The following is a 26,802-nucleotide window of genomic DNA, read 5'->3' as shown; positions in this document are numbered from 1 at the left end:
CAAGTGGTCTCCTCCGAAGGAATATTCGGCACACGCACTGTCAGTACGTGTCGATCAAGATCTTTTACGGCTTGCGCGTACTCGGGCGTGATGGCATGGACGGCGGAAGGCTGGGGGATTATTCTCGACATGCATGTCGATCCTGGAGGATGCATGTCTGACGTGTCGGTAGGCCTCAAGGGCCGGGTGGCGACGGTGGAGATCTGCCGGGGACCGCACAACTACTTCGATCTCGAGTTGGTGCGGGCGTTGGCGGACATCTATCACGAACTGGACGCGGGCGGAGAGTGCCGGGCGATCGTCCTGTGCTCGGAGGGCAAGAACTTCTGCGCGGGAGCGGACTTCAGCAGGCCGACCGGCGGTGTGACGAGCCTCTACCAGGAAGCCGTGCGGCTGTTCGAGGCCGGGATTCCGGTGGTGGCCGCGGTGCAGGGGGCAGCCATCGGCGGGGGCCTGGGGTTGGCGTGCTCGGCCGACTTCCGGGTGGCGAGTCCGCAGGCGAGGCTCTCCGCGAACTTCGCCCGGCTGGGATTCCACCACGGGTTCGGGCTGACCGAGACCCTGCCGAGGATCATCGGGCCGCAGCGCGCGCTGGAGTTGCTGTATACCGGACGCCGGATCGACGGCTCCGAAGCGGCCGCGATGGGACTGTGCGATCGTCTCGTGGACCCCGCCGAGCTCAGAGCGCACGCGCACGCCCTGGCCACCGAGATCGCCGAGTCGGCGCCCCTGGCCGTACGGGCGATCCGCGAGACGATGCGGGGCGACCTGGCCGACCGGGTTCGGGGCGCCGTCGAGCACGAAGCCGCCGAACAGGCCCGGCTCATGCGCACCGGCGACTTCGCCGAAGGCGTCCGGGCGATGGTCGAACGCCGTACACCGGCCTTCACGGGACAATGAAGCGGACCCGAGGTGGGTGGACACCCGTGGGCACCGGCGCGGCGCGGCGCGCCGGTCACGAGGAGCGCGTCACGCCGAAAGGGCAGCGCGCCCGCGCGGAACTGCTCGAGGCCGCGCGGCGGGTGTTCGAGCGCGACGGCTACCTCGACACCCGGGTCGCCGACATCGCCGCCGAGGCCGGGGTCGCTCATGGCAGCTTCTACACCTATTTCTCGTCCAAACAGGACGTGTTCCGCTCCCTGGCGCAGGAGGTGAGTCGCCAACTGGACGCGGCGGTGGCGCCGGACCCCGCCGACCGCGGGCTGCCCACCGTGGTGGCGCTCGACCGGTCCAACCGCCGCTACCTCGAGCTCTACCGAGCCAACAGCGCGTTCTGGGCGCTACTGGAACAGCTGTCGACCATGGATCCGGACGTCCACCGGATCCGCCTCGCCGGGCGGCAGCGGCACGTCGAGCGGGTCGCCCGGACCATCCGCCGCTGGCAGGAGTCCGGAGTGGCCGACCCGGAGATCGACGCGCACACCACGGCCGGCGCGCTGGTGTCGATGCTGTCGAACTTCGCGTACTGGTGGTTCGCGGGCGGCGACGGCTACGACGACGAGACCGCCGCGCGGACCCTCACCGGCATCTGGGCACGTGCCGTCGGATTGAAGGAGCCGGAATGATCAGAGAGTGGCTTCACGAGAACTGGGATCCCGAGCTGAGCCTTCGCGAGTGGCGAGAGCGCCTGGCGGATTCCGGATGGGGCGCGCCGACGTGGCCGCGCGAGTGGTGCGGTCGCGGTCTGCCGCCCGCCGCGGCGCAGGAGGTCACCGAAGAGTTCCGTCGGATCGGCGCGGTCGGACCGGCGGACGGCCTGGGCATGCACCTTGCCGCCCCGACCATCCTCGCCCACGGCTCGGACGACTTGAAGCGGCGTTTCGTCCGGCCCACGCTCACCGGCGAGATCCACTGGTGCCAACTGTTCAGCGAGCCCGGCTCGGGCTCCGACCTGGCCGGACTGCGGACCCGGGCGCACCTTGACGGCGACACCTGGGTGATCAGCGGTCAGAAGGTCTGGAACACCTCCGCCCATCACGCCGACTACGGCATGCTGCTCGCGCGGACCGACTGGGACGCTCCCAAGCATCGCGGCCTGACCTACTTCGTGCTTCCGATGCGCCAAGCCGGGGTCGAGGTCCGTCCACTGCGGCAGATGAACGGCCACGCGTCCTTCAACGAGGTGTTCTTCGAGGAGGCCCGGGTGCGTGCCGCCAACGTGGTCGGGGCGGTGAACGATGGGTGGACGGTGGCCCTCACGACCCTCGCGCACGAGCGCAGGATGGTCGACCTGGGCCGCAGGGCCGTCGCCGGTCCGGACGCCGGTCGCTGCCGGCGTGAGGCGGCCGAGGAGTCGGCTCGGGCGATGGAGCCGTACCGGTGGTACCCGCAACGGGCCGGCCGTCCCGACCTGGTGATCGAGCGGGCGATCGCGAGTGGCCGGCACACCGACCCGGTCGTCCGGCAGGAGATCGTCAAGCTGATCACCCTGGTCTGGACGGCCCGCTGGACCTCGCAGCGGGCCGCGGCCGCGCGCGCCGCCGGGCGCCCTCCCGGCCCGGAAGGATCCCTGGCCAAGCTGGCGAGCAGCGACATCGCCCGGGCCGCCGCACGGGTACACGCCCTGATCGCGGGCCCGTCCGGCATGCTGGCCGGGTCGGACGCCCCGCTCGGCGGGACGATCGCGGAGGTCTTCCTGTCGGTTCCCGCCGCCTCGCTGGCAGGCGGGACCGACGAGATCCAGCGCACCATCATCGGGGAACGGGTCCTGGGCCTGCCCAAAGAGCCCGTCGTGGATCGGGACGTCCCCTTCCGCGAGATCAGGTGGAACGCCCGATGAAGATCAACTACTCGGGTCCACGGTACGGCTACCGCCATGCCGCCCCTGCTGCTCACTCATGGATACGGATCCTCCTCGGCGATGTGGACAGGCAACCTGGCGGCGCTCGGAGCCGATCGGCGGGTCATCACCTGGGACATCTCGCAAGCGCTGGAACGGCTATGCGGACAAGCAGGCGCGCACGGTCGAACAGCGCGGCCTGGCGCTGGCCGCACGGGGGATCCTGCCCCAGCGCGACGACCGCGTCATCCGCTCCCTTCCTGATGTCAAGGTGCCCACCTTGATCGTGGTCGGCGCGGACGACACGCCGTTCCTGGCCGCCGCGGACTACATGGCGGGCAAGATCCCCGGAGCGGTCAAGGTGGTCATCCCGGGTGCCGGGCACGAGGCCAACATCGACCGGCCCGAGCTGTTCAACCGTGCCGTCGCCGGCCTTCTCGCAGCACTCCCTGCTCAGTGAGCTTCGTGATCTCCTCGTCGGTGAATCCGATCTCGGCGAGCACCTCCCGGTTGTGCTCGCCGATCAGCGGCGCGGGACGGCGGACCGAGGCGGGGGTCCGGCCGAACCGGATCGGCGGCGGGATCACCTTGTACCGACCCGCCACCGGATGCTCGGCCTCGGGCAGCGCGTCGACCAGGTCCTCCAACCGGCCGATCGCGGCCGCGGGGATGCTGTGCCGGTTGCAGATCTCCAGCCACTCGGCGGTCGTCCGATCCGCGATGATCTCCCGGAGCCGGCCGTACAGGAAATCGGAGTTGGCGATGCGGTCACGCCCGGTCGCGTAGCGCGGATCGCCGACCAGGTCGGGGCGGCCGCCCACGGTGAACAGAGTGTCGTAGTGCTCGCGGTCGTAGGGCAGCACGTTGATCCACCCGTCCCGGGTTCGCTGCGGGCGCCGTTCCGGCGTGAGGATCCGCTTGTATCCGGGCGGCGCCGCCGGCGGCTGGGGAATGGCGCCCGCGCCATGCTCGACCAGGAGGAAGGCGGAGACCACGTCCACCATCGGGACCTCGATCCGCTGGCCCTGACCGGTGCGCTCCCGGTGGAACAGCGCGGCGAGCACGGCGTAGACGATCGTGAGGCCGGACACCTTGTCGGCGACGATCGTGGGCATGAGCCCGGGCGCCTCGCCGCCCGCGCGCACGGCCAGATCGGCAAGCCCGCTCGCGGCCTGGATGATGTCGTCGTAGGCGGGCTCGTCGGCTCGGTCGCTGTCCGACGGCCACCCATGCGCCTGGCAGTAGATGACGTCCGGGCGTACCAGCGCGATGTCGGAATACGCCGCGCCGAGCCGGGCCAGCGCGCCCGGCCGGATGTTGGTGACGAAGACGTCGCAGGTCGCGGCGAGCCGGAGCAGGACCTCCCGTCCTGTCTCGCTCTTGAGATCGAGGTCAAGGTTGCGCTTGTTGCGCAGCAGGTTCAGCGAGACGCCCGAAAGGTGCGGATGCGGTCCGGCACCCATGAAGCGATTGATGTCGCCGCGCCGGCTCTCGACCGTGATCACGTCCGCGCCGAGGTCGCCCAGGATCGCGGTCGCGAGCGGACCCATGACCACGGAAGTCAGGTCCAGCACGCGGATGCCCTCCAAGGAACCTGGATTTTCGACAACCATGTCGATATTATTCGCGGTAAATGACCTTATGGGAAGGCTGCTCCAAGTGATCTTCACTGATGAGCAACGGCAGCTCGGTGCGGAAGTGCGGCGATTCCTCCGGGACTCCTCGCCGACCGCCGAGGTCCGCCGCCTGATGGAGACCGAGAGCGGCTACGACCCGCGGGTGTGGGCCACCATGGCGGGCCAGCTCGGGCTCCAGGGCCTGGCGATTCCCGAGCGGTTTGGCGGTGCCGGATGCGGGGCCGCTGAACTGGTGGTCACGCTGGAGGAGATGGGCCGCGCGCTGCTGTGCGCGCCCTACCTGGGCTCGGCCGTGCTGGCGGCGCGAGCCGCACTCGCGGTCGGTGCTGAGGAGCTCCTGCCGGGTATCGCCGACGGGACCACCGTCGCGACGGTAGCGCTGGCCGAGGACGACCGAGGCTGGAGCGTGGACGGCCTACGAACCGTGGCCGTCCCCGACGGGGACATCTGGGCCCTGACCGGCCACAAGACCTACGTCCTCGATGGGCACACGGCCGACCTGCTGCTGGTGGTGGCCGCGGAAGAGTCGGGTCCGAGCCTGTTCGCCGTCGCCGCCGACGCCCCCGGGCTGATCCGCAGACCCTTGCAGACCATCGATCTGACCCGCAAGCAGGCCGCCCTGTCCTTCGACGGGGTGCCAGCCCGCCGTCTCGGGCCGGCCCGGGCGGCGATGGAGTCCGCCCTGCGGTTGGCGATCATCGCCCTGGCGGCGGAGCAGGTCGGCGGCGCCCAGCGCTGCCTGGACATGAGCGTCGAGTACGCCAAGCTGCGTATGCAGTTCGGCCGCCCGATCGGCAGCTTCCAGGCCATCAAGCACCGGTGTGCCGACATGCTGCTGTCGATCGAACGGGCCCGGTCGGCGGTCTACCACGCCGCCCAGGCGGCCGACCAGGAGGCGGATGAGCTGCTGACGGTCGCCAGCCTGGCCAAGGCGCTGTGCTCGGAGGTCTACCTCCAGGTCGTGGCGGACACTATCCAGATCCACGGAGGCATCGGCTTCACCTGGGAACACGACGCCCACCTCTATTTTCGCCGCGCCCAATCCACCCAAGCCATGTTCGGCTCTCCCGATTACCATCGCGAACTCGTCGCCACTCAGCTTCTCGGCTGACACACAGGACGACGGTTCTCCGTGGCCTTGAGGAACGCCGCCGTCACGGAATTCTCATAGGTACAGGCGATCCGCGCGGCAAGCTGATCCCGCAGCCGGTGTGGCGCGTGCACCGCGACAGCATCCTGACCGCGCTCGGCCTGGAGACGGCCCGACCTGGCATCTGCAGGATCTCGCCGAGGACCTGGACGCCGCCTACAAGCAGGTCGCGGCCAACCCGGCCGTCACGGTCAACGGCGGCCGGTTGAACCTGGCGAAGCTGGATGCGCTGCCGCTGCCGGACGGCTACCAGGCGGTGCACGACGCGGTGCTGGGGATGCTGCGCGCATCGACTATCCCGAGCTGCTGCTGGAGGTCAACGGCCACACCGGGTACTTCGACGTAATGCCGACCTGTCGCGGTCGGAGGCGCGGCGCCCCGATCTGGACATCAGCCAGGCCGGCGTGCTGGTCGCAACGGGCAACTATCGATCGGACCGGAGATCCGGGCCCGGCTGTCCCCGTTGATCTGGGAGCACATCAACTTCCACGCCTTCTACCCGTTCCACCGTCCCGACCAGGGCGGTGGGCTTCGCGAGCTCCGTGATCCCAGCGCCGCCGACGAATAGGGGTAGCGCATCGTTTGAGGTACGCGAGTGCCGTTGACGGCCCCTGCCCGTCATTGTGCGCCGAAGAAATCACGCAGCGCCTGGGCCACGACGAGCGGGGCTCCGTCGTCCTCCGGCCCCGAATGCCCGACTCCCGGCAGGGCGATGCTTCGCGCATGCGGGAGCACCTCGGCGAGTTTCCGAAGGGCGAGGCCCAAGTATGCCGCGCTCTTCGTACCGCCGAGGAGCAGCACTCGCGCATCGAGCGCCGCGTAGTCCATGAGCGTGTCGGCCATTTCCCTGACCACCTGCATGTCGAAGTGCTGCGTTGGGATGAGCGCTTTGACCGGCACCTCATCGGCGGGCCCATCGCCCTGCAACCGCGCGCCGATCGCCAGGAGCGGCACGAGGGCGAAGCGGGGGATCCTGCTGAACAGCGACGGTTCGGCGTCCAGCCCCTTCAGTGCGGTGACCAGCGCTGATGCGCTCCTTCCCGCGGCGATCTCGTGGTCGAAGCGCGGCACCCAGTCCATCGGCGCCGAGCCGTCGATCGACAGTGGGGGCTCATACAGGGCGACCCGGTCAAGGGTGGGCGTGCTCAGAGCCGTGCGCAGGACGACGAGCGCACCGGTGCTTAGACCGAAGATCTGCGACGCGCCGGTCGCCGTGATGAGCGCCTGCAGGTCTTCGACCTCCCGCAGGACGCTGAAGTCGGCGCCGTGAGGGCCGCTGCGCCCACGTCCGCGCCGGTCGGGCACATAGACGGTGAATCCGGTCGACAGGGCGGCGGCGAGCTTCGTGAAGTGCTGCGACGCCTGCATCCCGCCGTGGACGAGGATCAGCCCGGGTCCGCGGCCACGGCGGCGGTAGCCGATCGTGGTTCCGTCGGCCGAACGAACCTGCTCGTGTACGGTGCGCGGCGCATCCTTCATCGCGCCTCGCCCCCGGCCGGGACGAACTTGTGCAGAGCCTGCTTGCCGACCTCCACTGCCGCGTTCCCGCGTTCCAGCAGGTCGTGCTGGTATTCCCGCAGAGCCGAGATCAGGTCCCGCCGGCCCTGATCGGCCTCAGTCAGTCCCGCGCTCAGCCGTATGGCGTCCTGCATCGCGGTATTGGCTCCGTTGCCGCCGCTGGCCAGCGTCAGGTGCGCGGCGTCACCCAGCAGCGTGACGCGGCCCACCGGCCACGGCGGCATCGGCCGGTCATAGATCTTGGAGCGGCCCACGCCGCTCATGTCGGCGCTGCGCACCAGGTCCCGCAGGTCGGGATGCCAGCCGTCGATGAGCTCCAGCACCAGCTCGCGGGCGTCCTGTCGGCCCGGCGTGGTAGCCGCCGGATGCTCCGGTGGCACGAGCAGCACCCACCTCACATAACTCTCCCTGAAGGGCATGGGCAGGCCGGGAACGAGTTCGGCGGCGGCTTCGCAGGGCTCCCTGTCGAACTGCATCCGTCCCAGCATCAGCGTGATCTCGGGGCCCTTGACCATCGTGCCGCGCCCCGGCACGAGCTCCAGGAAGCGGTCGGCGGCGGGGGTGCGGCCCATCGCCCCGCACAGGTCGGCATCAATGAGCTTGACCTCGGGCACCAACTGGCGCCGCACCGCGGAGTTTCCGCCGTCGGCACCGACCAGCACGTCACCCGTGGCCTGCGTGCCGTCGGCGAACAGCGCGGTGACCGTCCCATCCGCCCCTTCGACGAAACGCTTCAGCCGTTTGCCGAAGGCGACCCGGTCGCCCAGATCGCCGAGCAGGATCTGCCGCAGCACCTGCCGGTCGAGCGCCCTGGCCTCCTCCGGTCCTGGCAGGTCGCTGCTGAGCAGCGTGAGCCGCTCGTCGAACAGCAAACCCGGCCCGGTAAGGCTACCGCTGGTGGCTTCGACCAGCTCGTACAGCCGCTGCGGCAGGCTAGCGCGCAACGCCTCCATCGCCGGCGGCGCGAGTCCGATCCGGTAGCCCTGGGCCCGCTCGCCGGTGCCGTCGTCGGCCTCGTACACGCCTACGTCGAGGCCCGCACGGACGAGGGCGTGCGCGAGCGTCAGCCCGCCGAGCCCTGCCCCGATCACCAGAACACGTGTCATCGTGATCCTCCATCTCGAAGTGAACAACGTTCACGTGTACATTGTTCACGTAGATGGAGCAGTACTGTCAACCCCGGATATGGAGGACACGATGGGGCAGCGACGCGCCCAAGTGCTGCAGGCGGCGATCGAGCTGCTCGACGAGGTAGGCCTGGACGCTCTCACCATGCGGCTCCTGGCGAGCCGGCTCGGGGTGCGGGCGAGCGCCCTGTACCGGCACTACCCAAGCAAACAGGCCCTACTGGACGCCATGGTCGCGCACCTGGTCAGCCCGGCGGGCGACATCGCCCCGCTCCCCGACGCCCCCTGGGACGAGCTGTTGCGCGGCGTGGCCTCCGGCATGCGCGAGGTCATGCTGGCCCACCGCGACGGCGCCCGCCTCCTGTCCGGCTTCCAGTACCCGGGCGACGAGGCCGTCGCCGCCTTCCAGCACCTCATCGCCGCCCTGACCGCCGCGGGTGTCCCCGCCGGCACGGCCGCCGTCGCCGTGGACACCGTCATGGCTTACGCCAACGGTTACACGATCGAGGAACAGGCCCGCAAAACCGGCGTCGACGGCTGGCCCAGAGAACACCGGGATCGGGCCTTCTATGACGGCCTCGAATTGATCATCACTGGCGTCAGAGGATCTCTGTCGTCGTGACGTTGCTGTCTGCCATGGCCGAAGACTTCCGAGAATCCGGCTCCGGCCGGGTCACAACCCCCGGCAGCAACTTCCGAGAACATGGAGACGGGCGCAGGCGACGTTCCCGCCCCACTCCGCTGCCCGCTGTCTACGAACAGCTCCTCGCCGAGTACACCACCTGGCTGGAGGAGGTGCCGCTGGCGGCCGACACCCGCCGCACCTACGCCTCCCGGGTGCGGATGTACCTGGCCTGCTGGCCGAGCGGCCCGCCACCATCGGCGGCGACCCGCTGACAGGCGCCCGCGCCCGCGATTGGGCCGTGCGCGACTACCGCCGCTACCTGCTGCGCGAGGCCGACCCCAAACGGTCGGTCCGTTACGTCAACAACGCCCTGGCCGCCCTGGACGACTTCTACGTCCGGCGCGGCCTGGGCAAGGCCGACATCGCCCGCGAGGATATCCCCAAGACCGCCTCGAAGGCGATGAACGGCCCTGCCCAGATCCGCTGGCTGCGCGCCATCGAGGACTGGCCGCACGCCCGCGACCGCGCCCTGGCCCTGCTGCCGTTCTACGCCGGGCTGCGCATCGGCGACTCCGTCGCCCTGGACGTGCCGGACGCGCACCTCTCGGCCCGCAAGGGCGTGCTGGTCGTCTACGGCAAGGGCGGCAAGGTCCGCGAGGTGCCCATCCACCCGCAGCTGCGCCAGCCGCTGATCGACTGACTGGACGAACGCCGTACCTGGAAGCATGCCACCGCCCAGCATGCCCTGTTCCTCAACCGCCGCGGCGGCGGCTTGTCGCCGCGCGGTGCCTCAGCGATCTTCACGGCCATAGCCGAGGCCGCCGGACTGGAGGACCCCACTACCGCCCACATCGGCCGCCACACCTTCGTCACCCAGCTCATTCGCGGCGGCGAGGACCTGGTCACCGTCGCGCACCCGATGCCGGCAAACGGTCTCCAAGCTGCAGCGCGGGGTGGCCACGCAGCGCGGCCAAGGCCAGGTTGGTGACCTCGCGGACGCGGTCGGCGTCGTCGCCCATGAGGCGCAGCTGCATCATCAGGCGTGCACCTCCCCGCGCTGGCCTGGCTGTGGTCGAGCTCGCCACCTTCGACGGTCACGTACGTCACGTGCCGGTCCCCTCTTCCCGCGCGGGCACGGTGGCGGCCGCGTGCTGCAGCCGGCCCGGCGAATTGGGCGTGCAGACACCGCCCAATTCGCGGACCTGCTGGCGTCTACCCGGTTGGAGGCGGTCCCAGTCCGGGGCGCGCCCCGGATGCAGAACAGGGCCACAGATCATAAGTCCGACAGCAGAAAGAAAGAGGTCATCCATGCAACGCTGGTCTGCCATTGGATTCGCTGCGGAAACCGCCATCGCTGCCGTGACTGCCGGGTCCAGCACGGCAGCGCATGCTGCCCCAGCTACGCCATCTCCCAGCACTCAAGACGCTAGGCCGACCACGCCCGCTCACGTCGAACTGACCTTCGTAGGTAACTTCCGGATCAGGAACGACTGGAGTTAGGGCTACTTACACAATGGCTTCCAGGCCGTCGGGCAAGACACCGACGTGCAAACTTTCTCGACCTCGCTATCCCAGTGGTGGTCGCTCTACAGCAAGGGCGGTAGTTGGTACGAGGTGGTCAACTATTCATCCGGGCTCTGCCTGGACGCTGACACCAACACCATCAACCGGAACGGGACGAAAGACGCGGTCCTTCGAACGCCTCGACCTTAATGTCCGGCAGCAGATCGTCAACGAACGTGCCTTGGAGGATGCGTTGGAGAACGTGGGCACGTGCCACTGCTACCTCGACGCCGACCTCAATGGTTCTCCCACCTGGGCAAGGGCCCAACTTTGGCAGCAGCTCCACGGCTCCAACCAGTACTGCCGTCGCATGGTGGGTCTCGCACTGGTCGTAAACCGCTGCGGTCGGCGGGGTTGCGTGCGACGATCTCCACGTCGATCCCGAGGTGGGCGTACGGCCGCTTCTCGGGTGCTCCGTCGCAGGCGGAGCTGGAGCGATTCTTCTACCTGGATGACGCGGATCGGGCGTTGATCGCCGAGCGGCGTGGGGCACATGCCCGTCTCAGCTTCGCGCTGCGCACAGGCCCGTCGACTGCTTCAGGGACTCCAGCGGCAACGGTTTTGTGGCCAGCTCCGCCATCCACTTGGGCGGACCCGTCCAGATCTTCCGGTGGATGCGCGTCCCGCCGCCGCGGTTCCCAGGCGTTCATGGGGGCAGACGTGCGGGCGTGACGGCGAGCTCGTCCTGGATGCTCGGCAGTGCGATGTTTTAGGACGAGTCGTCCAGCACCTGCAGTAGCCGGGCTGTCGCGATCACCAGCGACAGGGCCCTCTCACTGCCAGCTTGCGCTAGTTCCTTGATGCCGGGGCTTCGATGTATCGCGGGCGTATCGAAAATCGCATACGCCACCGCAACAGTCTTCCGTCTTCAGTGGAGGCATGGACCGCAGCAGACCTGCAGCGGTCGGTTTGTCGATCGGGGAAGGATCGTGATCATGGACTCGGATTCCGTACGTGGTGTCGACCGGCGGCGGCTGCTCGAGTGGGGCGGGTTGGCGGCCGCCGGCGTGGTGGCGGCCGGCGCGCCGCTGGTGGGCACCCGACCCGGCCATGCCGTAGCTGCGGGACAGCACCGTCCGGCCCCAACCGGCCCCGGCATCCCACCGGACACCCGTCCCGGCGGAGCCTACGACCGGTACGTGGCGAAGCTGGCCGCCGAGGGCAAGTTCTCCGGCGTGGTGCTGTTGTCGCACCAGGGCCGGACGGTGCTGTCGCGCAGCTACGGCATGGCCGACAAGGAGAAGGGGATCCGCAATCACGAGGGCGTCGCGTTCAGCCTCAGCTCGGCGGGTAAGCCGTTCGAAGCGGTGGCCATCTTGCAGCTGGCCCAGCAGGGCAAGCTGCGGCTGTCGGACACCGTGGGCACCCATCTGAAGGGCTTCGCCAAGGACATCGCCGAGAAGGTGACCATCCACCACCTGCTCTCCTCCACCTCCGGGCTGGACAGCCCGGAGGCGGACGTGCAACGCGTCTTCCAGAGCCGGGATGAGGTGCACAAGTACTACGAGCAGCGGGCCCGGCAGGCGAAACTGGTGGGCATCCCGGGCACCGACACCGCCCACGCGGAGGAGGAGGTCACCATTTGCGCGCTGATCGTGGAGGCCGTGGCCGGCACGACGTACTGGAACTACGTCCAGGAACACATCTTCAAGCGCTGCGGCATGACCGGCACGGCGTTCTCCACCAGGCCCCAGTGGCTCACCGACAAGCACATCGCGCACCCGTACATGACGCTGGCCGACGGCAGCCAGGTCGACGCCGTCCGCAACCTGGACAAGAGCAGCCCGTACCCGAACGTACACGGCAAGAACCCGGGCCGCGCCTTCATCGATGCCCCCGGGGACGGTGGCTTCGCCACCGCGCCGGATCTGGTCCGGTTCGCGCGCGCGCTGGGCGACGGCACGCTCCTGGACCGGCCCTGGGCCGACGTGCTCACCGGGGCCAAGATCCCGCACGGACCGGCGTCGTTCGGCGCGTACGGGATTCCGGTCTCCATCGTCAACGGCCAGTGGAAGTACGGGCGCGCCGGAGGCAACCCCGGTGTCGGCGCCAACTGGACCATCTACCCGTACACCGGCTGGGTCGGCGTCATCCTCAGCAACATCGACGGCGTGCCGCTGCAGGACATGATCGGGCGGGAGACACAGGCCATCACCGGGGCTGCGCCCGGCGGCGAGTCAGGTGGCTGAGGTGATCCGGTGGCTGACACACGATGAGAAGGGATCTCCGCCTGCCCGGCGTGCCGGACAGGCGGAGGGCGCCATCGGCCGGCGCTGACACCGCCCCTGCGCCCGGTTGGCCTCCAGGAACTCCACCGCATCCACCACGGTGCGGGGTACAGCCGGACAACCGTCACATCTATTGGGACATCAAAGAAATCGCTCTGACCTGCGGGTAGATTTCGCGGTCGGACGGAAGCGGAGGCAGCGTGATCATCAAGGGGTGGCACGGCTGGGTCGGTACGTTCACCGGCGTGGCCCTCATCACCTTGGCCGTGCTGCCGTTGGCCGCGCTGACGGTGGGGGTCCTGGCACGTCGTCGGAGTGTCACCGGCACCACGCCGGCGTGGCGGGGAAGTCGTTTACATGCCTTGTGCAGCCGGAGCCGGACGGCGGTGCTGCTACAGCCCAATACCGTGGCGATTTGGGGACCGGTCAGTCCTTCCCAGGCGGCCAGGGCGAGCACCTCCCGGTCAGCCGGCTTCAGGGCAGCGAAAGCGGCGCGAATCGCCTCAGTGCGCGGATCGGCGGGCGCGGCCTCCTGGCGAACGGCCAGTTCGCCGCGAAGCCGCACGGTCAGCGCGCTGCGGCGCGACTCCCCACGCCGGTGATTGGCCAGAACGCGGCGGGCCGCGCCGTACAGCCACAGCAGGGCGGCATCCCCCTCCGGGACGTCATCCAGCCGCCGCCACGCGGCGAGAAAGGTCTCCGCGATCACATCGGCGACGTCGCCGGCCGAATCGGTACGGCGGAGCGCGTAGCGATGTACTGCTGGATAGCAGGCGCGGTAGAGCGTCTCGAAACGATCTCGCGTGTCGGGGGGCACGCGTGGATCTCGCACTGGTGTCTCCTTGTCGAAGAGTGGCGAACACCTCACTAGATGTCCGGCATCTCCGTCAGTGTTTCCTGCCCTGCTCACACGCATAGGAGGAGTTACCCAGCCAGGACCGCGTCACGTCCTTGCCATAGCCAGGGGGCCGGACCCGAACCGTCAAGCTCTGCTGCGTGCGCGAGCTCCGGCCCTCAGTAGACGCGTGCGGCATGATGATCGGCCGTGCTCCTGCGCCTGGCCTATCTCGTCGTTACGAACGCCTTCGCCGCGCTGCGACTGCTACCGATGGGCAATCGGGACAAGGACATCGAGATACTCGCCCTGCGCCATCAGATCACCGTCCTTGAGCGGCGACTCGCCGCCGATGCCAGGCACACGAGCCCTTCGGGTGGCGGCCGACGACGCTGCTGGTCACGGTCCGGCGCTATCGGTGCACCCGCTGCGGGGCAACGCTTGGCGCCAGGACACCAGCCGTGCCGCTGAGCCACGGGCGAAGCTGTCGCGGCGCGGACGGCGGTGGGCGCTGGAAGGGATCGTGGAGTGCGTTCGAGTCAAATCCGCTGGTAGGTGAGGTAGGTCAGGTCCTCGACGGTGTCGGCTGCGGCGAGGCGCCAGTGTTTGGTGTCGGTGGTTTCGGCGAATATGCGTGTGCCGCGGCCGATGACAAGCGGATAGACAACCAGGCGGAATTCGTCGACGATGTCGTGGTCGACCAACTCGTGCACCAGCTGGGAGCTGGCCCAGATCATAATCGTCCCGTCGATGTCGGCTTTGAGCTTGGCGACCTCGGTGGTGGCGTCGCCGTTCAGCACGGTCGTGTTGTTCCAGGACACGTCGGTCAGGGTGCTGGAGAGGACGTACTTGGGGAGGTCGTTGGCGGTGTCGGCCATCGCCCCGGTGCGGTAGGGGTAGCGGGCGGCGAAGAATTCGTAGGAGCGGCGCCCCAGGAGCAACGCCTGCACGCCGCGTGTGTCTGTGAGCAGTCGCTCGGCCCATTCGGCCCTGGCGGCCGCGGACAGGTCGCGGCGCCAGTCGGCGGCGTTGAAGCCCTCCTCGCCGGTCGGATCCTGCGTGACACCGTCGAGTGAGACGTTCTCGAAGACGACGATCTTTCCCATGATGTGCTCCTGTTGTTCGAGGTTGTTGGGGTGGATCCAGGTGGTCGGGAAAACTGGGCGGTGTGCGACGCCCAGTTTTGTCGGTGGCGGGGATCTACCTGGGTGACGACTAGTCCGCCCGCGCGGGCCAGCGTCACAAACCGACAGGAGATCTCATGACCGCCGTATCGCCGACCGAGCCGAACCCGGCTGCTCATACGACTGACAACCTGACGTTCGTACTGGTCCATGGGGCATTCCAGACCGGAAAGATGTGGAACGCCACGGCGTCCGAGCTGCGCCGCGACGGCCACATCGTGCATACGCCGACCCTGGCCGGACACGGCCCGGGTGAGCCGATGACGCTCTCGCACACCGACGCCGTCGCCTCGCTGACGGCCTACCTCCACGACCACGATCTGTCCGATATCGTGCTCGTCGGCCACTCGATCGGCGGCGCCTACATCGCCCAAGCGGCCGAACAGGCGCCGGAGCGGATCAAGCGGCTGGTGTTCCTGAGCGCGTTCGTGCCCTCCGCGGGGCACGCGCTGGCCGATGAGTTCCCGCCTGCGGACGCCGCGTTCTTCGACATGGCCGATCCGGCTCAGGGTTTTCTGCTGCCTTTCCCCGTCATCCGCGAACGCGCCTGCAACGATATGGATTCCGCCGCGGCGGAGGCCGTCTATGCGGAGATGTCGCCTATTCCGGTCCGCTATTTCACGGACAAACTCGACCTCGGCACGTTCCACGCGCTGGTCGCGTCCGGAGGACTGCAGGCCAGTTACGTGAATCCGGTCAGCGATTACGCGCTTCCGCCTGGTGACTATGCCTCGTTCCCGCGGTTCGCCGTGCGATTGGGGCCGCTGGCCAGGATCTTGCAGATCCCGGGCTCCCACTACGTGATGCTCAGCCGCCCCGCGGAGCTGGCCGACACCCTCGTCTTGGCAGGATGCGATTGAGGGCCATGTCAACGCCCGGAAGTTCGGTTCCCGAATCCGTAGCCGACTGCCCAGCCACGCGCTGGGCTGTCGGCGACTCGACATGAGGACAATGCGGTGACAAAAGAGCTGATCGCCAAGTGCCGAGCCGGCGACGCCGAGGCGTTTCGCGAGCTCGTCGAGCCCTTTCGCCGCGAGTTGATGGTGCACTGCTACCGGTTCCTCGGTTCGATGCACGACGCCGAGGACGCCCTACAGGAAACCTTGCTCGACGCCTGGCAGGGTCTCGGCACGTTCGAGGCACGGTCCTCAGTCCGGACGTGGCTCTACCGTGTCGCGACGAACCGCTGCCTCAAGGTATTGAGGTCCACCAGCAAGAGGCACCGAATGGCCACCCCCGTAGCCAGTTTCGACCTACCTGAACCGTCCGCCCGAGGCGAGGTGGTGTGGCTCGAGCCGTATCCGGACGCGTTGGTGGAGGGCCTCGGCGACACCGCGCCGGGCCCCGAGGCGCGTTACGAGTCCAAAGAGGCAATATCGCTGGCCTTCGTGACCGCCGTCCAGCTGTTGCCGCCGCGCCAGCGTGCCGTGCTCATCCTGCGTCACGTGCTCGGCTACCGCGCCACCGAAGTTGCCGAATTCCTCGACACCACAGAGGAATCGGTCACCAGCGCACTCAAACGCGCCCGCGCTGCCATGCAAGCCCGGCTGCCCCGTCTCGGTGCCACGCAACCCCCACCTGCGCCCGACTCGCCGGTCGAGCGGCAGCTCATCGACCGCCTCACCCGGGCCTTCGAATCCTGCGACGTCGACGGCGTGGTCGCGTTGCTCGCCGACAATGTCCGACTGACGATGCCGCCGCTGCCGGTCGAATACCTCGGCCGCGAGGCGGTCGCCCGCTTCCAGGCCGCCGTGTTCACCCAGGCCACCAGCTACCGCCTGATCGTGACGCGAGCCAACGGCCAACCCGCCTTCGGCGTCTACCTCCTGGACCCCCGCACACGCACATGGCGTGCCACAGGCCTCATGGTCCTCACCCTCGCGGCCGACCGCATCACCGCCCTGACCCGCTTCGACAACAGCATCCTGACCCGCTTTGGCCTACCCCGAACACTCCCCGAATAAGGCTCAGCAGACAGGCCGCTACGAACACACCCTGATCGACGTCGAGGGCCGGGGGAGACCGGGCGCTGCTGCGCCCACCTGCACCTGACCATGCACCGCGCGCTCGGACCGACTTAGGGACCGCGAACACGCTCGTGTACGTACGCAGGAAGGGCATCGTGCTGAACGAGCCCTGCGTGATCGCGATCAACCTGTCTGAGGCTTGCACCCGCGGCTGCTCGGCGTCAGCCGCGCTACGATCTACCGCCACCTCGATCGCGACAAGCCGGTCTCGGCGTAGGAGGCGCACGGTGCTGCCCCCGGTCACCTACTACGGCGGCAAGGCCAAGCTGGGCTTGTTCAGAAGAAATCTGGAGCGATCTGGCAAGCGCCAAGGTTGAGATCAGGTTGGCGGAGCGGTGCGGCGGAGCCGTACCACCACAAAGGCGAGCAGCCCGAGGGCGGCCAGCGCGAAGACCGCGTTGCCCATGAGGTCCACATTCGCGGGCGCTGGGAAACTCGGCGGCTGAGGGAAGCCGTGCCACGCGTAGGTGACCAGGCCGGCAGCGCTCAGGGCGAACCTGTGCCAGGGTCCCCAGCCTGTGCACCGGGACCAGCGCAGGATGAGCAGCGTCATCGTGGCGTAGAGCGCGAGGTAGAAGCCGACCGTGATCCACGCGGGCACGATGGACTCCAGCTTGATCCCCACCATGGCGAGCAAGCTGGGGATCCAGAACGCCAGCCCGGCCGCGATGGTGATCGCGAAGACGGTCCACGGGCTGGCCGGCGTGGCCGAACGGAGGGGGCGGCGGAATCGAACGGACAGGAACGCGGCGATGATCAGGGCGACGGCCGTGATCAGCGTCCAGGTGATCTGAGCGGCCGACAACGGGTAGATGGCAGCCGGACTTGCCAGGGCGATGGGCACCGCGCCGCCTAGCAGGAACAGGATGGCTGACACGGTGAGGCCCACCTTGCCGAGCCAGGGCGTGTCCGGTCGGCGTGAGCCCGCCTCTACCATCGAGATCGGCACCGCGATGCTCCACACCCCATGGATGGCCAGGACGAACACGGTCCAGTAGGCGCCGATGCCCAGCGCCGGGATGAACCCGTAGTCGAGCAAACGCAGCCCGACATAGTCGGGATCGAACAGCGAACGGGTGAGCAGGCCCTCCTCGATCACGGCATAGGCGAGCCCGAGCAGGATGATCCCCGGCCACCCCAGCCGCCACCGGCGGGCGACCTCACGGATCAGCAGCGCGCCACCGCCATAGAGCGGAATCAGCCCGATGATCATCGGTAGGGCGTCGATGGCGATGTTGCCAAGCAGATACTCGCCAACCAGCGGCGCGAGAACCAGCAGGCCAAGCGCTGGAAGAATGCGTTTGAACACGTCTGCCCTCATCGGCGCAGCTCGCAGATCATCAGCGCTGGAACCGGCTGCGCGAAGCCCTCGAATGCCTCCATGCCGGTCAGGTCGCCGATGGGGGCGGGCGGCAGGTGGCCGCCCGTCAGGGGGTGGTAGTGGGTTTCGTAGCGGGAGCTGAAGCGCGGGTTGGCGAGGATCTGGCGGACCAGGTCGTATCCGGTGACCATCCAGACGCCGGGCGCGCCCTCGGGCGCGGCCACACGGGCGAGCGGCTGCTCTACGCGCAGGGCGGTGAGCGAAAGAGCGGAATCGAAGGGACAGGCGGGTGCCTGGTCGAGGGACGGCGTGACCGGCTCGTCGCGATAGTACGTGTTCGACACAATTGAAAGCTACGTTGCTTTCAGAAATTCTGTCAATCAACAGATATGCGTAACTCCAGTTGAAAGCCGATATATTGATGCAATGACGGTGAAGCTGAATGCAATGAAACGTTGCATTGTGTGGCGCCGAACGCAATAATGGCGCCGTGTCAGAAGGAAGGTTGACCCGGCAGGACCGCCAGCGCATCGCGACCGGCCTGGCCGAAGGCCGCTCCTACGCCGAGATCGCCAGGCGGCTGGACCGGCCGACCTCGACGATCAGCCGTGAGGTCGGCCGCAACGGCGGCCCCGGCGACTACCGGCCTGAGCGGGCGCACCAGGCGGCAGCGCGGCGGGCGCGGCGCGGCACCCCGGCCCGTTCGCCCGAGGCCAATCTCCAGGACCGCAAGGTCTTCGAGGTGGAAGAGGGAGCCGTCGAGATGGCGATCGGGATGGGCCTGCCGAAGATGATGGCGCGCGTGCTCATCGGCCTGTGGCTGAGCGAGGACGGCAGGCTCACCGCGGCCGAGCTGTCGCGCGGGCTGAAAGTCAGTCCCGCCTCGATCTCCATGGCCGTGGGCTACCTGACCCAGCAGGGCCTGATCAGGCGCGAACGTGATCCGCAGCGGCGGCGCGACATCTACGTGGTCGACGACGACGCCTGGTACCACTCGACGGTGATCAGCGCGCGGCAGACGCTCGCGGCGGCGGAGATCACGAAGGCGGCAGGGCAGACGCTCGGGCTCGACACGCCCGTGGGACGCCGCCTGGCCAGGGGCGGTGCGTTCCTGGAGCGGATCAGCCTGGACGCTCTGGCGTCGGCCGAACGCTGGCGCGACCTCCCGCCGTGATCAGACCGCAGGGATTGTGCCCCGGATTTCACGTGTTGTCGTCCAATCGCCCCCTCAACGCCCACGACCTGTTCGACCCCGTAACGAAACTCCCGCACGCAGCGCCACGCCACCGGCACCATGTAACGAAACTCCGTGCGAGGCTCCCGAATGTGGGCTGACCATCAGCCAGCCAGCGACGGGACGTCGCCGCCGCTCAGTCATGTCCGCCCAGCATTGACCAGGCAAGTCACAACAAGATCAACACCGTTTAGGGCTCATGACACGTTTCCTACGGGCACGGCCTGCGTGAGTTCGGTGCACCCTCTCGGCGTGGGACGAGATCCAGCCCTCACGGTCGAGACACCCTGTCCGGGACGAGGTGTTCGATCTGTCGCCGGGGCGTGGGCTACGACGGTGCACCTTGGTGGGCGTGGGGACGAGTCAAGGTGCCCCGGCGGGGTGCAGCGCAGATGGGCAGCAAAGCCCTAACCCTGTCGGTCGGCAGAGACTCACGATATCCGAGCGCTTCCAGCTCGGCAGAGCCAGCGATTAAGAGGCCACGCGGATTGGTGCGGATGTAGGCCGTCTGCGAGCTGGTCAGGACTTGCCCACTCGGGCGGCTGGGGTTCTCGAACGTGACGCTGCGTAATTGAATACGTCATCGCCTTGTGAGAGTTCTACAGATCCCGCCGATCGCTATCATCGGCCACAATCAGGCACCTACGTTGTTGGGCCACGCCCACGTAGCCGTACGATCACCCGATCAAGGACCGCGATGTCGATATACGAGAGTCTGGCAATCCTTCACCGCGCCGCCGGATCCGGCACGGTCATCATCACGGCGTCGGAGCCCGCCTCCGCCGAAGCCGTCCACGACCGCGAGACAGGGCTGAAGCCCCATTTCGGAACCGTCGACTGGACGGCTCCGCCCAGCTACCGGGCCTTCCTCGCCGAGCACAACGCCTTTACCTGTAAGCGCTGGGACGTCTCATCCAACGGGTACATCGAGTTCGTCGTCGTCGGTGACGATGCCATCGTTGAGCTGAACTCCGATCTCGTGCATATGCCCGAGCATGTGGACCGCGGCGACGGCCGGTGGCTGTCCACCAACCACCTGGTCGGCTTCGCCCTCGCCGACGCAGACAACGAGGCGGTCTGGTGCTTCGATGTCACCCAGCCGGACGCAGACGGCGAATACCCGGTCTACTACCACCACTACGACGATCAGGAAGGGCGCGCACGCTACGTTGAGGGCGGGGACTGGGAGGACCTGACCAACTCCACCCCAGACTTCCCCACGTTCGCCGCCTGGCTGGACGCGATGGCCAACGCGTTCACCGCGCCTGAGCCACCGAGCTGGTTCGAGCAGCTGGGCTCTCCGGGCTTCTACCCGGGGCTGTAGGAGGCCGTACGGGTAGGGGTGCGGTCATGGTCGGCGATTCGGGCGTCCGTCCCAGCGGTGAGTCGTCCATGCCTGCCGGATCAGACTGCGCACGGTGATGATCGTGTCGGCGAGGTCGAAGAATGCGCCGACGCCGGTGGCGCGCCGCTCGTAGCAGCGGGCGATCCGGGAGAAGGCGTTCTGCCAGGCGTGGGTGCGTTCGACGTGCCAACGTTGACTGGCCTGGATGGGCGCCTTCTCGCCTTTGTGCGCGATGCGGCCATGGAGGCCGCGTTCGTTGAGCAGAGTGCGAGTCTTGTCCGAGTCGTAGCCGGCGTCCAGGTGCGCGGTGACGTCGTTGGGCAATGGACCCAGGTCGTCCAGGCGATCCAGGGTGGGGGCGAGCAGCGGGGGAGTCGTGGCGGTTGGCGCCGGCCAGGACATGCCTCAGGGGAATGCCGTATCCGTCGGTCATGTCCGAGCGTTTCAGGCCCTGTTTGCCGCGGTTGACCGGGGAACGCCCGGCCACCTCTCCGCCTCCGGGAGCCTTGGTGAGGGTGTGCCGCTCGGAAACACGGTTTCGTGTTGTGAGCTGGGATTCTGCTGCGTGATCGGGGCGGCGGCTGCCACCATCGCGGGGTGTTGTTGTCGCTGGTCTACCGGTTGGTGCGGTGCTTGTGCGGCCTGCTGGCGGTGCTGGTTCGCTCTGATCTGTCCAACGAGGCTGAGCTGCTGGTGCTGCGTCACGAGAACCAGGTGCTCCGCCGCCAGCGCGGTGGCCGGCCGCGGTGGGGCCACGCCGACCGGCTCTGGCTTGCGGCGTTGTCTCGGCTGGTTCACCGCCTTCTGTCCCGGTCGCGCTGGCGACGATCTTGCGCTGGCATCGCCGGACGCCACCTGGCCCTCGTGCTCCACGAGTACCTGATCCACTACAACAGGCACCGGCCGCACCAGTCTCGGCGGCAACGGCCCCCGGACAGCGCAACGCAAACCCGTCCGGGACTTGACCGAGCTCAACGACCTGAGATCCATCCGCCGAAGACCCGTGGTCGCGGGCATGATCAGCGAGTACTGCCACGCTGCTCATGCCACGTAACCCAATATTCGAGCGGGACACCGTCCGCGCGGCCGTCACCCTGCCCTACCACAACGGCGGCACCGAAGGCGTGAACACCAAGACCAAACGCATCATGCGCCAGATGCACGCCCGAGCCGGCTTCGCGCTGCTCCGCCACCGCATCCTCCTGGCCTAACTCTCCGCCACCACCGAAAGAGAGACAGAGCCGTTAACTGGACACACCCTTCTTCGAGAGTGAAGGTGGCGAGAACGGATCGATGAACTTTTTGGCGGCCTCCAAAAGATGGTCGGAAGGTGGCGTGCCCCGGGCTCGGACAGCAGGCCCGGGGCACGGCGGCGGCGGTGAAAATTAGGTGGGGGCAGGTCGGTCAGGGCTGGGTGAAGATGTTGTCAGCGGGTCCGCCGATCTGGGTCCAGCCTGTTCCGGAGCCGTTCCATCTGAATACGGCGTCCTGGTTGGGCGAGACTGCATAGAGCCCCTCGCTGGTGGACTTGAAGGTGTAGCCAGGGCCGCCGATCTGGCTCCAACTGTTGGGCGAGCCGTTGTAGAGGTAGACGTTGCTGGTGTCGAAGTTGATGGCGACCAGGTATTTTCCGCCGCCGTCGAGGTAAGCGGCGCGGCCGCCGATTTGGGTCCAGTTGGTACCGGAGCCGTTCCATTTGAAGACGGCATTCTGGTCCGGGGACAGACCGTAAAGCGCGTTGTCGGTCACGGCGAAGGTGTATCCGGGTCCGCCGACCTTGCTCCAGTTGTTAGGCGAGCCGTTGTAGCGGTAGAGGTCGCCCGTGGCCGGGTTCGTCGCGAACAGGCCGAAGCCGCCAGAGTAGAGATAGCCGGCCGGCCCGCCGATCTGAGTCCAGCCCGTTCCGGAACCGTTCCATTGGTAGACGGCGTTCTTGTTAGGGGCCAGGCCATAGAGAGCGGTGTTGGTTACGGCGAAGGTGTATCCGGGTCCGCCCACCTTGCCCCAGCCGTTGGTGGTCTCGTCGTACCGGTAGAGGTCGCCGGTGGCGGGGTTGGTGGCGAACGTTCCGAGGCCGCCGGTGTAGACGGTTCCGGCGGGTCCACCGACCTGGGACCATTTCGATCCCGAACCGCTCCACTGGAACACTCCGTCACTGCTCGGGCCGAGTGCGTAGAGGTGCGGCGTGGCGCTCAGATAGCCGAGTACCGTATCTCCGTTCCAGCCTGCGGACGGGGTGAACCAACTCCGGCTCACTACGTTGCCCTGGTTGCCGCCGATCTCTTCGACCTGGTCACCTGAAACCGCCTCCACGATGGCGACGTGGGCGCCCTGTGAGCAGGTTGGACAGCCACTGGTGTCGGCATGCGCGAAAATGACGGCGTCGCCCACGTGCGGGGTGTAGTGGTCACCGTAGGGGTGCCAGGTGTGCGTGCCCGTCGAGTGTGCCCAGTCGGGGACGTACGGAGTCAGTGAACTTGTCACGCTGATGCCCGCCATGGCCCACACCCACCTGGCGAAATACGCACACCAGTCCTCTCCGGAACAGGCGCTGCCATATCCCGTACCTTTGTAGGGGAAGTTGGACTCGCAGGGACCGTGTCCATTCTGGGTTGAAACTATGTTCTCTATGTCACTGCCGGTCGCGGCGAGCGCAGCGGTCGTGGCCGCGAACATCATGAAGGGAGCGAGCAGGACACCGAGTAACGCGGCGCCCATCAGTCTGCGAATGCTGGAAGTTCTCACCGAAGCAGTTCCTTGAGATAGTGCAGGCGATTCATGGCCCGCCGGTTATCGTTGACATCGCAGGGCCGATTTGCGGCCAGGTGCCTCCCTTCCACTCGTAGATGCCTGCAGAGGAGACACCGAAAAGGTCGGTGTCGGTTACGGCGAAAGCGCTGCTAGGGCCACCGGCGCGGCTCCAGTCCTGAGGACTACCGCTGTAGTGATAGATGTCGCCCGTGGTGGGATTGGTGGCGAACAGGTCTGTGCCGCCCGCGTAGAGTGCGGCTGCGGGGCCCCCGATCTGCGACCAGGTCATGCCGCTGCCGGCCCACTGCAGCACCTCGCTGCGGTCGGGGCTCAGGCCGTAGAGGCCGATGGCGTTGGCGGCGAAGGCCGCGCCCGGGCCGCCAACCTGCGTCCAATTGTTGGGCGTTCCGTTGTAGCGGTAGATGTCGCCGGTTGTGGGGTTGGTGGCGAACAGGTTGGCGCCGCCCGCGTACAACTGTCCTGCCGGGCCACCGATCTTGATCCACGTCTGCCCAGCGCCGCTCCACTGCATCACGGCGGAGTGGTCGGGTGCCAGGCCGTACAGGCTGGTCGCGTTGACAGCGAAGGTAGCGCCGGGGCCGCCGATACGCGTCCAGTTGTTGGGGGTTCCGTTGTAGTGGTAGATGTCGCCGCTGGTGGGGTTGGTGGCGAAGACGCCGTACCCGCTGGCGTAGAGGGTTCCTGCGGGGCCGCCTATCGTCGACCACGACGTACCGTCCCATTCCTGGACCGCGCTGCCACCGGGAGTCAGGGCGTACAGGTGCGTTCCGGTGGCGGGGGTGGTGTGCCAGGTTAATGGGGCGATGTACACCCCACCCTGGCCCCAGCCCGCCGAACTGACCCAGGTGTCGCTTCCGTCCTGGATCACTTCGGCCGCGTGTGAGGCGATGTGGCCCACCTGGCCGCTCAGGTCGAAGCGGTAGGGGTTGTTGCTGGCGATCACGTCGGTGCCGACGTAGCCGACACGGGGACCGATGAACAGGTACCACAAGCCGCCGTGCTGAACCACGAAGGGTGATTCGGTTCCACCCGCTCCGGTGCCGGTCTGCGGGTCCACATAGGCGACGTTGCGGGCGCTCCAATGGATCAGGTCGGTACTGGTCCGGTAGGCGACGATGTGGTTGCCCCCGCTTGGGGCACTGGTCGCGTCGTAGTACATGACCCACTGGGTTCCGACGCGGGCGACCATGGGGTCCCGCGCTTCGTAGCCGTCGGTGAACAGCGGACCGGACGGCAGCCGGGTCCAATGGGTGAGGTCCGTGGAGGTGGCGAGGTTGATCTCGCACGAGGTGGGGTCGCCGCCACCTCCTGCGTAGAACATGTAGTAGGTGCCTCCGACGCGGATCACGTACGGGGCCCAGAGATGAGTCTCGCCGTAGCCAGGGTCGACGGTCAACGCGGGCGGCTGTTTGGTCCACGGACCAGAAAGAGAGCGCGCGGTGGCGTGTGCGAACTCGATCTCGTTGTTCGGATCCGCGGGCTCGGGGTGAGTGATGCCGAACAGGTGCCAGGTTCCGGAGCCGTCCCGGACGAAGGTGTGGTCATTGATGTACCAGGACTGGGTCTCGCTGACGCTGGGGTCGTAGATCTTGGCGAAGGCACCTGCGGTGACCCACGCCGACCCTCCCTGGAGAGCGGCCTGCGTACGGCCGGCGGGGTGGGCGGCGGGGTTGGGTGCGGGGTGGCTGGCGGACGCCGGGCGCGCTCCTGCAGCGACCAAGGTTGTGAGGATCGCAACGGCGAGGGCGAGACGCCCGCCCAGGCGCTTGAACTGCATGTGGGCCATAACGTGCACTCCGATGGGGTCAGGAGCCAGTTACGAGTTCGTCGGCGGGACCGCCGATCTGCGACCACGCGGTGCCGGAGCCAGACCACGCGAATACGCCGTCCTGGTTGGGGGACACTGCGATGGTGACGTTGTCGGTGGAGGCGAAGGAGTAACCAGGGCCGCCGATGCGCGACCAGTTGTTGGGCGTGCCGTTGTAGTGGTACACGTCGCTGGTGGAGGGGTTGATGGCCAGCAAGCCCTGGCCTCCGCCATACAGGTAGCTGGCGGGCCCCCCGATTTGGGTCCAGGTAGAGCCGCCCGTCCAGGCGAAGACGGCGCTCTGCTGCGGGGACAGGCCGTAGATCGTGTTGTTTGTGACGGCGAAGACAAAGCCAGGGCCGCCGATGCGCGACCAGTTGTTGGGCACGCCGTTGTAGCGGTAGATGTCGCGAGTGGTGGGGTTTGTGGCGAACAGCCCGGCGCCGCCGGCATAGAGTGTGCCTGCCGGTCCGCCGATCTGGGTCCAGTTGGAGCCGCCGGTCCACTGGTACACCGCGCTCCTGTTCGGAGCCATGCCGAACAAGGTGTTGCCGGCGGCGGCGAAGGTGTAGCCGGGGCCGCCGATGCGTGACCAGTTGTTGGGCACGCCGTTGTAGTGGTAGATGTCGCCGCTGGTGGGATTGGTCGCGAACAGCTGTGAACCGCCCGCGTAGAGAGCGCCTGCCGACCCCCCGATCTGCGTCCAGTTCTGCCCTGAACCGCTCCACTGGTAGACCCCCACCCCGCTGGGGGCTAGCGCGTACACATGCTTGGTGCTGGGACCGGTGCCCCACTGGCCGTAGTCGCCGGTGATCACGTAGTTCCAGTCGCACGTCTTGCCGCTGATGTAGACGTACAACGGGTTGGACTGCTGCCAGATGTTGGTGTGCGGGTTCAGCGTGCCGTTCGCGCCGCCGGAAAAGCCGGTCGACTTCGACTGCCAGAACCAGGTCGCTTTGCCGTTGCCAGCCAGGTGGTCGATGTACCAGGTACTGGAGTAGACGCCGATCCGGCTGGGCGGAAGAACCGAGGCGACCCCGTCCATGTAAGCGTCCGCGGCGGAGAACTGGGAAGGCAGCACGTCGATGTCGATGCTGAAGTAGATAGGGCGGTCTCCGGGGATGCCACAGTTGTTGGCAGCCGCGAGTGCCAACTGGGCGTCGTATCGACCTCCATCAAAGGGTGACCTCCCATCCGTCCGGCCCGGAACGCCTGGGGATGCGAGGGTAAAGGGATTCTGGTAATGCTCGTAGTTGGCGATGACCGCGACCCCGTGGGCCGCGCACGCGGCGACCTTCGCTGCCGTCATGCTCCCCGACCCGGTCAGGTAGTAGGACAGGAACGTGTAGCCGGCTGCGGCGATTTGGCCCGGGTCAGGATCCTCGTTGGAATCCAGCCCCATAGCCGAGCTTGCGAAAGCGGGTCCAGCCGTCACGCTTTCGAGGGCGGTCAGGGTCACAGCCCCTGCCGCCACCCCTGCGGCTGTGGAAAGGAAACGTCGGCGGGTGACGGTGGCATAGGTGGGAATGGCGGATGGGTCCACGGGGGAAGCCTCCATGCATAACAGCGCTGGGGGAGGTGATCGCCTTGCCTACTGATCGGATCTAGGTCCGCCGGTCGACCGCGTCGGCTCAGGGGCCTGGAGGGACC

General features: G+C 67.7%; 27 protein-coding genes and 4 pseudogenes. 19 read left to right on the top strand and 12 right to left on the bottom strand.

Annotated elements, in window-relative coordinates; all coding sequences use genetic code 11:
• Window positions 1-153: 153 nt before the first annotated feature.
• From ACIBHX_RS23375 to ACIBHX_RS23360, 4 genes are read left to right on the top strand one after another with little or no spacing between them, the layout of a single operon-like run.
• Entirely contained in the window at window positions 154-900 is a 747-nt protein-coding gene (locus tag ACIBHX_RS23375) for an enoyl-CoA hydratase/isomerase family protein (protein ID WP_397069308.1), read from the top strand.
• Window positions 901-926: 26 nt separating this feature from the next.
• Window positions 927-1,565: a TetR/AcrR family transcriptional regulator gene (locus ACIBHX_RS23370; RefSeq protein WP_397069307.1), complete on the top strand. Its 639-nt coding sequence runs from the start codon at window positions 927-929 to the stop codon at window positions 1,563-1,565.
• The gene (locus tag ACIBHX_RS23365) at window positions 1,562-2,779 is read left to right on the top strand and encodes an acyl-CoA dehydrogenase family protein (RefSeq protein ID WP_397069306.1); all 1,218 of its coding nucleotides are present in this window, start codon (window positions 1,562-1,564) and stop codon (window positions 2,777-2,779) included. Before ACIBHX_RS23370 ends, ACIBHX_RS23365 begins: the two co-directional genes overlap by 4 nt.
• A gap of 58 nt (window positions 2,780-2,837) precedes the next feature.
• Window positions 2,838-3,239 carry an alpha/beta fold hydrolase gene (locus ACIBHX_RS23360; RefSeq protein ID WP_397069305.1) on the top strand — a complete coding sequence of 134 codons (402 nt, stop codon included), beginning with the start codon at window positions 2,838-2,840 and terminating at the stop codon, window positions 3,237-3,239.
• On the opposite strand, the gene ACIBHX_RS23355 is transcribed toward ACIBHX_RS23360, so the two are convergent.
• On the bottom strand, window positions 3,193-4,392 hold the full coding sequence (locus ACIBHX_RS23355) for a CaiB/BaiF CoA transferase family protein (RefSeq protein WP_397069304.1): 1,200 nt from the start codon (window positions 4,390-4,392) through the stop codon (window positions 3,193-3,195). The genes ACIBHX_RS23360 and ACIBHX_RS23355 overlap by 47 nt on opposite strands.
• A gap of 46 nt (window positions 4,393-4,438) precedes the next feature.
• Here ACIBHX_RS23355 and ACIBHX_RS23350 point away from each other — a divergent pair, with 46 nt between their 5' ends.
• Both ACIBHX_RS23350 and ACIBHX_RS23345 read left to right on the top strand, forming a co-directional pair.
• The gene (locus ACIBHX_RS23350; protein ID WP_397069303.1) at window positions 4,439-5,527 is read left to right on the top strand and encodes an acyl-CoA dehydrogenase family protein; all 1,089 of its coding nucleotides are present in this window, start codon (window positions 4,439-4,441) and stop codon (window positions 5,525-5,527) included.
• A gap of 100 nt (window positions 5,528-5,627) precedes the next feature.
• On the top strand, window positions 5,628-5,912 hold the full coding sequence (locus ACIBHX_RS23345) for a hypothetical protein (RefSeq protein ID WP_397069302.1): 285 nt from the start codon (window positions 5,628-5,630) through the stop codon (window positions 5,910-5,912).
• Between the two features lie 272 nt (window positions 5,913-6,184).
• Here ACIBHX_RS23345 and ACIBHX_RS23340 read toward each other — a convergent pair whose 3' ends face one another.
• Both ACIBHX_RS23340 and ACIBHX_RS23335 read right to left on the bottom strand, forming a co-directional pair.
• Window positions 6,185-7,045, bottom strand: a complete 861-nt coding sequence (locus ACIBHX_RS23340) for an alpha/beta fold hydrolase (protein WP_397069301.1) — start codon at window positions 7,043-7,045, stop codon at window positions 6,185-6,187.
• Window positions 7,042-8,190, bottom strand: coding sequence for an FAD-dependent oxidoreductase (locus ACIBHX_RS23335; protein ID WP_397069300.1), 1,149 nt, complete (start codon window positions 8,188-8,190; stop codon window positions 7,042-7,044). Before ACIBHX_RS23335 ends, ACIBHX_RS23340 begins: the two co-directional genes overlap by 4 nt.
• Before the next feature lie 91 nt (window positions 8,191-8,281).
• Between ACIBHX_RS23335 and ACIBHX_RS23330 the strand changes: the two genes are divergently transcribed.
• The 4 genes and pseudogenes from ACIBHX_RS23330 to ACIBHX_RS23315 form a co-directional block, all read left to right on the top strand.
• Window positions 8,282-8,833 (top strand): TetR family transcriptional regulator, encoded by a 552-nt coding sequence (locus ACIBHX_RS23330; RefSeq protein WP_397069299.1) that lies wholly within the window; start codon window positions 8,282-8,284, stop codon window positions 8,831-8,833.
• Window positions 8,830-9,108: a hypothetical protein gene (locus ACIBHX_RS23325; protein WP_397069298.1), complete on the top strand. Its 279-nt coding sequence runs from the start codon at window positions 8,830-8,832 to the stop codon at window positions 9,106-9,108. Before ACIBHX_RS23330 ends, ACIBHX_RS23325 begins: the two co-directional genes overlap by 4 nt.
• A gap of 26 nt (window positions 9,109-9,134) precedes the next feature.
• Window positions 9,135-9,536, top strand: a complete 402-nt coding sequence (locus ACIBHX_RS23320) for a hypothetical protein (RefSeq protein ID WP_397069297.1) — start codon at window positions 9,135-9,137, stop codon at window positions 9,534-9,536.
• Between the two features lie 72 nt (window positions 9,537-9,608).
• Window positions 9,609-9,692: pseudogene (locus ACIBHX_RS23315) on the top strand (hypothetical protein); the annotation flags it as partial.
• A gap of 46 nt (window positions 9,693-9,738) precedes the next feature.
• Here ACIBHX_RS23315 and ACIBHX_RS23310 read toward each other — a convergent pair.
• Window positions 9,739-9,873: a hypothetical protein gene (locus ACIBHX_RS23310; RefSeq protein WP_397069582.1), complete on the bottom strand. Its 135-nt coding sequence runs from the start codon at window positions 9,871-9,873 to the stop codon at window positions 9,739-9,741.
• A gap of 880 nt (window positions 9,874-10,753) precedes the next feature.
• On the opposite strand from ACIBHX_RS23310, the pseudogene ACIBHX_RS23305 reads away from it, so the two are divergent.
• Together ACIBHX_RS23305 and ACIBHX_RS23300 are read left to right on the top strand one after the other, a co-directional pair.
• A pseudogene (locus ACIBHX_RS23305) lies at window positions 10,754-10,924 on the top strand (DUF4158 domain-containing protein); the annotation flags it as partial.
• A 410-nt stretch (window positions 10,925-11,334) separates the two neighbouring features.
• Window positions 11,335-12,588: a serine hydrolase domain-containing protein gene (locus ACIBHX_RS23300; protein WP_397069296.1), complete on the top strand. Its 1,254-nt coding sequence runs from the start codon at window positions 11,335-11,337 to the stop codon at window positions 12,586-12,588.
• 169 nt (window positions 12,589-12,757) lie between these two features.
• Here ACIBHX_RS23300 and ACIBHX_RS23295 read toward each other — a convergent pair whose 3' ends face one another.
• Complete coding sequence (locus tag ACIBHX_RS23295) at window positions 12,758-13,459, bottom strand: RNA polymerase sigma factor (protein ID WP_397069295.1); 702 nt, start codon at window positions 13,457-13,459, stop codon at window positions 12,758-12,760.
• 362 nt (window positions 13,460-13,821) lie between these two features.
• Here ACIBHX_RS23295 and ACIBHX_RS23290 point away from each other — a divergent pair.
• Window positions 13,822-13,988 (top strand): annotated as a pseudogene (locus ACIBHX_RS23290) (ISL3 family transposase); the annotation flags it as partial.
• A 13-nt stretch (window positions 13,989-14,001) separates the two neighbouring features.
• Here the strand turns inward: ACIBHX_RS23290 and ACIBHX_RS23285 are convergent.
• Window positions 14,002-14,568, bottom strand: coding sequence for a dihydrofolate reductase family protein (locus ACIBHX_RS23285; protein WP_397069294.1), 567 nt, complete (start codon window positions 14,566-14,568; stop codon window positions 14,002-14,004).
• A 155-nt stretch (window positions 14,569-14,723) separates the two neighbouring features.
• Here ACIBHX_RS23285 and ACIBHX_RS23280 point away from each other — a divergent pair, with 155 nt between their 5' ends.
• The 3 genes from ACIBHX_RS23280 (at window position 14,724) to ACIBHX_RS23270 (ending at window position 16,990) form a co-directional block, all read left to right on the top strand.
• Window positions 14,724-15,506 (top strand): alpha/beta fold hydrolase, encoded by a 783-nt coding sequence (locus tag ACIBHX_RS23280; protein WP_397069293.1) that lies wholly within the window; start codon window positions 14,724-14,726, stop codon window positions 15,504-15,506.
• A gap of 96 nt (window positions 15,507-15,602) precedes the next feature.
• Window positions 15,603-16,610, top strand: a complete 1,008-nt coding sequence (locus ACIBHX_RS23275; RefSeq protein ID WP_397069292.1) for an RNA polymerase subunit sigma-70 — start codon at window positions 15,603-15,605, stop codon at window positions 16,608-16,610.
• Window positions 16,611-16,678: 68 nt separating this feature from the next.
• Entirely contained in the window at window positions 16,679-16,990 is a 312-nt protein-coding gene (locus ACIBHX_RS23270; protein ID WP_397069573.1) for a rod shape-determining protein, read from the top strand.
• 2 nt (window positions 16,991-16,992) lie between these two features.
• On the opposite strand, the gene ACIBHX_RS23265 is transcribed toward ACIBHX_RS23270, so the two are convergent.
• Both ACIBHX_RS23265 and ACIBHX_RS23260 read right to left on the bottom strand, forming a co-directional pair.
• Window positions 16,993-17,994 carry a hypothetical protein gene (locus ACIBHX_RS23265; RefSeq protein WP_397069291.1) on the bottom strand — a complete coding sequence of 334 codons (1,002 nt, stop codon included), beginning with the start codon at window positions 17,992-17,994 and terminating at the stop codon, window positions 16,993-16,995.
• Window positions 17,991-18,338, bottom strand: coding sequence for a hypothetical protein (locus tag ACIBHX_RS23260; protein WP_397069290.1), 348 nt, complete (start codon window positions 18,336-18,338; stop codon window positions 17,991-17,993). Before ACIBHX_RS23260 ends, ACIBHX_RS23265 begins: the two co-directional genes overlap by 4 nt.
• Before the next feature lie 146 nt (window positions 18,339-18,484).
• Here ACIBHX_RS23260 and ACIBHX_RS23255 point away from each other — a divergent pair, with 146 nt between their 5' ends.
• Both ACIBHX_RS23255 and ACIBHX_RS23250 read left to right on the top strand, forming a co-directional pair.
• The gene (locus ACIBHX_RS23255; protein WP_397069288.1) at window positions 18,485-19,168 is read left to right on the top strand and encodes a helix-turn-helix domain-containing protein; all 684 of its coding nucleotides are present in this window, start codon (window positions 18,485-18,487) and stop codon (window positions 19,166-19,168) included.
• A 757-nt stretch (window positions 19,169-19,925) separates the two neighbouring features.
• Complete coding sequence (locus ACIBHX_RS23250) at window positions 19,926-20,552, top strand: hypothetical protein (RefSeq protein ID WP_397069287.1); 627 nt, start codon at window positions 19,926-19,928, stop codon at window positions 20,550-20,552.
• Window positions 20,553-20,576: 24 nt separating this feature from the next.
• Here ACIBHX_RS23250 and ACIBHX_RS23245 read toward each other — a convergent pair.
• Window positions 20,577-21,087: pseudogene (locus tag ACIBHX_RS23245) on the bottom strand (transposase); the annotation flags it as partial.
• Window positions 21,088-21,616: 529 nt separating this feature from the next.
• Between ACIBHX_RS23245 and ACIBHX_RS23240 the strand changes: the two are divergent.
• Window positions 21,617-21,784, top strand: coding sequence for a hypothetical protein (locus ACIBHX_RS23240; protein WP_397069581.1), 168 nt, complete (start codon window positions 21,617-21,619; stop codon window positions 21,782-21,784).
• A 193-nt stretch (window positions 21,785-21,977) separates the two neighbouring features.
• Here the strand turns inward: ACIBHX_RS23240 and ACIBHX_RS23235 are convergent, their stop codons facing one another.
• From ACIBHX_RS23235 to ACIBHX_RS23225, 3 genes are all read right to left on the bottom strand, one after another.
• Window positions 21,978-23,291, bottom strand: coding sequence for a CHAP domain-containing protein (locus ACIBHX_RS23235; protein ID WP_397069286.1), 1,314 nt, complete (start codon window positions 23,289-23,291; stop codon window positions 21,978-21,980).
• A 58-nt stretch (window positions 23,292-23,349) separates the two neighbouring features.
• Window positions 23,350-25,065, bottom strand: a complete 1,716-nt coding sequence (locus tag ACIBHX_RS23230) for a family 43 glycosylhydrolase (protein ID WP_397069285.1) — start codon at window positions 25,063-25,065, stop codon at window positions 23,350-23,352.
• A gap of 85 nt (window positions 25,066-25,150) precedes the next feature.
• Window positions 25,151-26,695, bottom strand: coding sequence for a glycoside hydrolase domain-containing protein (locus ACIBHX_RS23225; RefSeq protein WP_397069284.1), 1,545 nt, complete (start codon window positions 26,693-26,695; stop codon window positions 25,151-25,153).
• Window positions 26,696-26,802: the final 107 nt, after the last annotated feature.

It is taken from the genome of Nonomuraea sp. NPDC050536, assembly GCF_044457685.1.
Classification (GTDB): domain Bacteria; phylum Actinomycetota; class Actinomycetes; order Streptosporangiales; family Streptosporangiaceae; genus Nonomuraea.
This window is presented reverse-complemented; position numbering and strand designations above follow the sequence as displayed.